General features: G+C 71.6%; 5 protein-coding genes. 1 reads left to right on the top strand and 4 read right to left on the bottom strand.

The window, feature by feature from the left end; all coding sequences use genetic code 11:
- Positions 1 to 381 precede the first annotated feature (381 nt).
- The 3 genes from AB0B48_RS31680 to AB0B48_RS31670 form a co-directional block, all read right to left on the bottom strand.
- Entirely contained in the window at positions 382 to 1,011 is a 630-nt protein-coding gene (locus AB0B48_RS31680; RefSeq protein WP_357208032.1) for a hypothetical protein, read from the bottom strand.
- Between the two features lie 14 nt (positions 1,012 to 1,025).
- A complete protein-coding gene (locus tag AB0B48_RS31675; RefSeq protein WP_357208029.1) occupies positions 1,026 to 2,804 on the bottom strand; it encodes a DUF4012 domain-containing protein in 1,779 nt (592 codons plus the stop codon).
- 103 nt (positions 2,805 to 2,907) lie between these two features.
- A complete protein-coding gene (locus tag AB0B48_RS31670; protein WP_357208027.1) occupies positions 2,908 to 4,155 on the bottom strand; it encodes a glycosyltransferase family 4 protein in 1,248 nt (415 codons plus the stop codon).
- A gap of 168 nt (positions 4,156 to 4,323) precedes the next feature.
- Between AB0B48_RS31670 and AB0B48_RS31665 the strand changes: the two genes are divergently transcribed.
- The gene (locus AB0B48_RS31665; protein WP_357208025.1) at positions 4,324 to 4,878 is read left to right on the top strand and encodes a low molecular weight phosphatase family protein; all 555 of its coding nucleotides are present in this window, start codon (positions 4,324 to 4,326) and stop codon (positions 4,876 to 4,878) included.
- Here AB0B48_RS31665 and AB0B48_RS31660 read toward each other — a convergent pair.
- A partial coding sequence (locus AB0B48_RS31660) for a CpsD/CapB family tyrosine-protein kinase (RefSeq protein ID WP_357208024.1) occupies positions 4,859 to 5,555 on the bottom strand: 697 nt, incomplete at its 5' end. The two genes, AB0B48_RS31665 and AB0B48_RS31660, sit on opposite strands and share 20 nt — an antisense overlap.

Genomic DNA, 5,555 nt, shown 5'->3' with positions numbered 1-5,555 from the left:
GTGGCTGGCATTCCAACCCGGGTGACCAGGCCGGAGGCCGGCGGTGGTGCTGCGATCGTCAGGGTATGTAACGACCCCGGCCCGGCCATGATTCCAGCCCACCGGTGCACCCGGCCAGACCCTCACACCACCCACCGCCGGACAAACCACCCACGCCACCTCGACACGGCGGTCTCCAACCTGCCCTCACGCGCGTGATCCACTCGCGTTCACAGAAACCGGGGCATCCCGGACGGCAGGACACGCCGATATCAAGGAACGCGAGTGGATCACGGAAGGGCTGACCGTATGAAACCGACGAAACGGACAGGCTGGCACCCGTCGGAGTGTTCCGACGGGCGCCAGCTTCGGTGCTGTCCGGGCGCAGCCCGGTGGTGTGAACTAGTGCGCCGCACCACCGAAGCGCTGGCGGCGACGCCAGGCCAGGGTCAGCAGCAACATCACCGCTCCGGCGCCGACCAGGCCGCCGCCGAGCTTCATGGGCGTGCCGATGCTGTCACCCGTGACGGGCAGCGGCTGCTTCTTGTGCAGCACGCGCAGCTCGGTGCTGGCGGTACGGCCGGACTCCCGGCCCGTGGCGGTGAAGGTCAGCAGACCCGTCACCGACGGCTTGTAGCTCTTGGTGAAGCGGCCCTGACCGTTGGTGTACGCCGTGAAGTGCAGGGGAGCGCTCGCCTGGTAGGCCACCGGAGCCATGGCCACGGTGCTGCCGTCGCTGCGGCGAGCCGGAGCCGCGCCGCCGGCCGGAGCGGCCTGCGGAGTGACCGTCACGTTGATGTCGACGGTCTCGTTCGGGCCGAAGTTGGTGCCGGTCAGCACCACCGTCTCGCCGAGGTAGATCGTCGGCCGGTTGACGGTCAGCGACGCGGCGGTCGGCGGGTACGGCGGCGGTTGCGGCGGGTCTGTCGTCGCGGTGGGCTGCGGCTGCGGCGCTGCCGCCCCCGCTGCCGTCGGCACGGCCACCACGGCCAGGCCGACCGTGAGCGCCATGATGATGCGGGATAGCCGCATGATTTGGTTCCCTCCTACTGATCACAGCTTGGTGCGGAATGAACTTGGGTGGTCCAGGGGCTGGCGGTGGGGGTCAGCCACAGCTCGGCCTGCCCGACGCCGGTCTTGGCCGTCAGCACGGTGACCTCCAGCGCCCTCTCGGCGCCGGGACCGACGTCGACGCTGGCCGTGGCCACGTGGCGGCGACGTTCGGTGCCGCTGCCAAGTGCCGTCTCGGTCCCGTCCAGTCGGGCCTCCAGCACCGCTCCACCAGCCGGGCTGAAGATCGACACCAACGTTCGTGCGGTGTACGGATCGCCAGCCAGGCCGAGGCCGAGCACGGATTTGCTAAGTCCGGACTTCGGCGCCGTCGAGCGCAGGGTCACCCGTAGCCGGAGCTCACGGCGACCGTCCGACCGGCATTCGCCGACCGTGAGGTTCGCCGTCGGCCGCAGGTAGTAGCCGAGCTTCGCGCCGCTGCCGTCGTTGAGGAACACGCCGACGGTCGGCACGGTGTCCTGTTCCGGAAGCGTCCCGGCCATCCGGCTCTCGCCGAATGTCCGCTGTTCCTCAGGTCGGGCACTCCAGAACAATATCCGGCGTTCAGTGATAGCACGGTCAAATGCGGACAACAACACTCTCGGGTTGACATTCTTCTTGAAAAAGGAGTCGAACACCGCTGACGCCGACGCCGCGAAGAACTCGTCCTGCTGTTTGACGTCGAGGCGCTGATAGCTGTCGTTGAGCAGGGTCTGCACCACCTTCTCGCTGGCGAGCGGGACACCGCCGGGCACCAGCACCGGGCCTGTCGCCTTGAGCAGGTAGGACAACACCACCGGGTCGACGGCGAGCACGCCGGCGACAGTGGTGCCGGTGGTGCGCCGGAACATCTCGCGGTACAGCGCGGCGGCGGTCGGGAAGTGCGGGGACAGGTTGACGTCGGCGGGGTAGATGCCGGGCAGGTCCGTCCAGAGGGCCCGGGTTTCGGCGGGCACCTTCAGCGCCGGGGTGAACCGACCGAGCGAGGAGGTGCTGCCCTGCTTGCCCATCTGCACCTTGCCGTTCTCCGCCTCGATCATCGCGTAGGCGCCGAACATGCCGCCGGTGGCGCGCAACTCGGCGAGGTTCTGCGAGACGAGCAGGTAGCGGCGTGGGCCGTTGGCGCCGAGCAGCGGCGGGAGGAGACGGGCGCCCTGGTCGGCTGCCGTGGTGAGGCTGGCCAGCCGGTCGATCTCGTCGCGCAGGTCGCCCAGCGCCTGCCGGATCTGGCTGACCAGACTGTCGGCTGGCACCGCCGCCAGGTTCTGGCGGGTACGTTGCACCGACTCGTGCACCCCGGTCAGCTCCGTGGAGACGGCGGCGAGCCGCGCGAGGTCCAACCGGCCGCCGGTCGGCACCAGGCTGGTCAGGTCCGTGCGGAGCAGGGTCGGGAACGCGTGCCGGGCCAGTTCGTCGATGGCGACGGCGATCTGCGCGACAGCGTCGAGGTCGTCGCCGGCGATCGGCGTGTGCCGTCCGAGCCGCCAACTCGGGTCGGCAGTTGCCGAACGGGCCGCTTTGGCCTGCTCCTGGAGGGCGGCGAGCGTTCGCAGGGCACGGTCGGTGTCCCCACCGACGATCTGGGCGCTCAACTCCCGGGCCAGGCCGGCGGCGTTGAGCAGGTGGGTGCGCGCCTGCCAGCCCCGGAAGCCGACCCACCCGGCGGTCGCCAGTAGCAGCGAGCCGACCACCAGGGCACCGAGCAGCGCCCGTCGCAGTCGGGCCCGCCGACGACGTCGGGACCGGCTCCGCCGCCGGATCGGCCGTTCGCTCACCGTCACACCAAACTCCCATTCGCGGAACCGGACAGAAGGTCGATTCCCTGACGTTCTTAGCACGTCCAAGGGAAGTTCATCCCGTTATTGCAATTTTCGTCCTTTAAGCGAGCTTTCTTCGTGGTTCCGTGGCGGGCTCGGCGATCCGTCCAGCCGCCTCGTGCAACAGCCGTTCGATCTGGTCCACGCCGCCGGGCAGCGACATCTCGCGCAGGTACGCGGCCCTCCCCCGGCGACCCATCTCGGTGCGCGCCGGCGGCGGAATGGTGGCCGCCAACCAGAACCGGTCGGCCAGTGCCGCCCAGTCCTCGGGTGGGCAGGACAGCCCGGCCCGAACCCGTTCGACCAGCTCGGCCGTGTCCCCACCGGCGGAGGCGATCACCGGCGCGGCGCAGGACAGCGCGGCCTGGAGTTTGCCGGGCACTGTGCTGCGCAGCTCCGGAAGGTCACGCGACATCACCAGCTGGTAGTCGGCGGCGGCGTACAGCTCGGGCATGTCGACCGGTGACCGCCGTTCCAGGAAACGGACGTTCTCCGCGCCCAGCTCGGCGGCGAGCCCCCGCACCCGCCGCTCCGCCGCGCCCGAGCCGACAAGGACCAGATCCATCGTCCGGTCCAGTGCCGCGGCCGCACGGACCGCGGTTTCGAGCCCCTGCCGCGCCCCGATGGTCCCGGCGTGCATCACCACGCACCGACCGTCGCGACGGACCAGCTGGCGTGCCGCCGCGCCGGGTGTCGCCGGGTAGAAGATCCGCTCGTCGGTCCAGTTCAGCACCAGCCGGACCCGGGCCGGGTCGGCGCCGGCGGCGACCACCAGGTCCCGCATCGACGGCGCCGCGACCGCGATTCTCGCGGCGGTCCGGTAGATCCGGGTCATCGTGCTGCCCATCCGCGCCGCCCAGCGCCCCTCGCCCCCCTCGTCCGCGCCGTCGCGGGTCCAGACGTCCTGCACGTGCAGCACCGCGGGCACCCGCCCCAGCAACCGGAGCACCGCGGCGGCGGCGAACGTCGTCGCCGGCAGTTGGAACACGTAGAGCGCGTCCACGTCACCCAGGAACCGGCGTGCGACCAGCCCCGCGCTGCCGGCGAAGGAGAGGTAACTGGCCATTCGGCCGCCGGCGGACGCGGCACCCCCGGGGTACCGAGGCACCCGTCGGACGCTCAGCCGTTCGCTGTGCGTCTCGTGGTGCCACCGCTGCCGCCAGCCGGGATAGACGTGGCCACCCGGGTAGTCCGGGAAGCCGGTGAGGACCCGTACCTCGTGCCCACGCGCGGCCAGCTCCTCGGCGAGGCTCCCCGGGATGAACGCCGGCTCGGGCGGAAAGTGGTAGGACAGGATGCCGATCTTCACCGGTACGCCCCCGTCCCACCAGGATCGCCAGCGACCGGCGCGGCACCACGACCGGCCGGCGTGCGGCGCGCGTACGATGCCGACAACCCCTCCCCGCGCGGCCACCGGCGTCGACGCACCGCCCCCGCGGTGCGCGCTTCGGTGTCCGTACCGATGAGAGGGGCACCGATGGCTGATCGCGTGTTGTTCGTCTGCCACGCCAACCTGTGCCGGTCACCGATGGCCGAGTACCTGGCCCGCCGGCTGCTGGCCGACCGACCCGTCGAGGTGGCCAGCGCCGGCACCGACGCGATCGACGGGCTGGCCATGCACCCGTACGCCCTGGAGGTCGCGACGGAGAACGCCACGGAACCGGTGGCGTTCCGGACCCGGGGGTTGCGCCCCGAGTACCTGGTCGACGCGACGCTCGTGCTGACCGCGACCCGACGCCAACGCTCGGTCTGCACCTCGTTGGCGCCGGGAGCGCTGCACCGGACGTTCACGCTGCGCCAGTTCGGTCGGCTGGCCGCAGCGGCCGAACCGCCCACCGACCTGGCCGACGACCCGTTGCGGGCGGCGATCGCCGCCGCCGCGCAGGCCCGGGGACGACTGCAACCCGCCGCCCCGGACGAAGACGACCTTCGGGACCCGATCGGCGGCACCCCGGCCGACTTCCGACGCTGCGCCGAGGAGATCGAACGGTCGCTGCGACCCCTCGCCGCGCTCATCGGGGCAGCCGGGTGAGTTCCTGGGTGTGGTCGGGGACTCCGTTGACCCCGTCGGCGGCTGCGCTGTGCCGGCCGGACGCGGTCCGTTCGGCCGGCACTGACGCCTCGGCCGTCGAGGCCACCACCCGGTAGGCCTCGTACTGGTACGCCTCCGCCTTGGCCACCTTGGCCATGTTCAGCACGCAGCCGAGCAGCCGGACCGAGACCGAGTGCAGTGACCGGGCCGCCGCGGCGACCTGGGTCCGCGAGGTGCGGCCCTGCTGGGTCACCAGCAGTGCGCCGTCGGCCTGTACGGCCACCACCACGCCGTCGGTCACCGCGAGCAGCGGGGCGGTGTCGATGATCACGATGTCCGCCGACTCGCGCAGCGCCAGCAGCAGGTCCGACATGGCCTTGGAGCCGAGCAGCTCGCTCGGGTTCGGCGGGGCCGACCCGCTGGGCAGCACCAGCAACGACTTGTCGCCCCAGCGCTGCACGACGTCGCCCACCTTCACGTCGCCGACCAGCACGTCGGTGAGGCCGACGCCGGCGTCCAGGCCCAGGTAGTCGTCGACCTTCGGGCGGCGCAGATCGGCGTCGACAAGCAGCACCCGCCAGCCCGCCTCGGCCAGGGCGATGGCCAGGTTGCAGGAGAGGGTGGTCTTGCCCTCGCCCTGCAGGGCGCTGGTCACCGCGATGACCCGGGCCGGCTCG

It is taken from the genome of Micromonospora sp. NPDC049089 (assembly GCF_040648775.1).
Classification (GTDB): Bacteria; Actinomycetota; Actinomycetes; order Mycobacteriales; family Micromonosporaceae; genus Micromonospora.
This window is presented reverse-complemented; position numbering and strand designations above follow the sequence as displayed.

Coding starts and splice junctions, on each gene's coding strand:
- AB0B48_RS31680 (WP_357208032.1), bottom strand. CDS start 1,011: ATGCGGCTATCCCGCATCATCATGGCGCTCACGGTCGGCCTGGCCGTG.
- AB0B48_RS31665 (WP_357208025.1), top strand. CDS start 4,324: ATGGCTGATCGCGTGTTGTTCGTCTGCCACGCCAACCTGTGCCGGTCA.